The organism is Elstera litoralis, assembly GCF_000963705.1.
GTDB lineage: Bacteria > Pseudomonadota > Alphaproteobacteria > Elsterales > Elsteraceae > Elstera > Elstera litoralis.
Map to the genome: position 1 here is coordinate 1 of NZ_LAJY01000885.1, position 1,549 is coordinate 1,549.

At 48.0% G+C, this 1,549-nt stretch carries 4 protein-coding genes; 3 read left to right on the forward strand and 1 reads right to left on the reverse strand.

What is annotated here, in order from left to right:
* On the reverse strand, positions 1 to 152 hold a 152-nt coding region (locus VZ95_RS29545), incomplete at its 3' end, for a Cro/CI family transcriptional regulator (protein ID WP_198148455.1).
* A 125-nt stretch (positions 153 to 277) separates the two neighbouring features.
* Here VZ95_RS29545 and VZ95_RS23585 point away from each other — a divergent pair.
* The 3 genes from VZ95_RS23585 to VZ95_RS20525 form a co-directional block, all read left to right on the forward strand.
* A complete protein-coding gene (locus VZ95_RS23585; protein ID WP_198148456.1) occupies positions 278 to 688 on the forward strand; it encodes a helix-turn-helix domain-containing protein in 411 nt (136 codons plus the stop codon).
* 58 nt (positions 689 to 746) lie between these two features.
* Positions 747 to 1,232, forward strand: coding sequence for a hypothetical protein (locus VZ95_RS20520; RefSeq protein WP_156995489.1), 486 nt, complete (start codon positions 747 to 749; stop codon positions 1,230 to 1,232).
* A gap of 110 nt (positions 1,233 to 1,342) precedes the next feature.
* On the forward strand, positions 1,343 to 1,549 hold a 207-nt coding region (locus VZ95_RS20525), incomplete at its 3' end, for a hypothetical protein (RefSeq protein ID WP_045777513.1).

The window sequence follows — 1,549 nt, forward strand, 5'->3', positions numbered from 1 at the left end:
CGGCTAATACCCGTGAGCCGCTCGATATCCAGAACACGCCCCGAAGGAACACGATCCCACTGCGACAAGGCCGCCGGACTGATATCCAACGCCGCCGCAATGCGGACACGCTCACCCCGGTTTCTCGAAAAATAGGATTTCAGTTCGTTCATGAGCTGAAATGTAAGCCAAACTTAAATTTCGTCAAGGTTAATTTTTTGAGCCTGCCGATATGGAGAGAATGCAATCGTAGGAACACACTTCGCCGACACAGCACATCATGACGAAGGCGAAAATCATGACGCAGTTAGTCCATCGCGATGAATTCCCCAAGCAAGGCGCAGTGGAAATAATGGTTCCGCGTGAACGCTTCTATTTTAAGGAGTGGCGCAAATACAGAAGGCTCACGCAAGAGCAATTAGCCGAGAGAATTAGTTCCGCTTCGTCCGATGAAATCAGCATAAGCGCTGGTTACCTATCTCAGATCGAGACAAGAAAGCTATGGCCAAGCGCCGCACGACTTCAGGCGATAGCGGACGCACTTGATTGCTCGATAAAAGACTTACTTGGGCACAATCCGTTTGAAAGCAGTCCCATATTGTCCGTTTGGCGCGCGATCCCTGAAGAGCGGCGGAATCATGCCCTAACAGTTTTAAGAACTTTTGCCGATCCCGAACCTTCAAGCCCTAAAAATAAGATACAAAACTAAAGGAAGAGCCATGAGAAGATCGGCAATTATCGCCTCAATGATAGTCTGCTTTCATTCTATGGATGCGCTGGCGGAGAAAAGAAAGCCGCTTACACCCAGCATGACGCGCTATGAGTTTATTCTGACTGAGACGAGCAATGCAAAGTTCGCCGCGCATGAGATATCATTTCTAAGTCAGGGCACGCCCAACAAACTTACCGAACTCCATTCGATCGCTGAGGAGTTAGTGCAAGCAGTAAAGAAGGTTTACGACGCTGAAAAAACCGATTTAAACTATGATATAGATGTAGCTTTTCTTGAGCAAACAAAAACCAAGTACGGTGAACTTAGCTTTAATTACATTATGAAATCGCGACTAACACGCAGCGAAATTGATAAAATTGACTGGACGGGGTTTGATAAATACTCAGTTTTAAATCTGATGCAACTTATCAGGGTCGATGATATCGCTAAGGACTATCAATTCGACTATTGCGGTACAGCTTCAGAACGGCGGAGAATGGCTGATTTTTGCCTAAACCTCTCTCGCCTCACCCGTCCCTAACATCAAAAATATCAGCCTGACAAAAAATATAAGCCAAACTTAACTTTCATATTGCAGCAAATTTAAGCGTGACTTAAATTCTCTCCATCACAACCGATGGAGCGCCGATCATGGCCGACCCGATTGCCGAGACCACTCCCGCACCAGACATTCCTCAGCAGCGCGCCGAACGCCGCCTATCCGAACAGGAAAGGTCGAAAGCCCGCAACCGCGAAGCCCATGAAAACCGCGTTCGGGACGAATGCTATAAAGCCGCCCTTCACGACACGGCGTTTTTTTTTGCCCGCGCAGGCCGCAAACGCTGCGCTGGATTACTG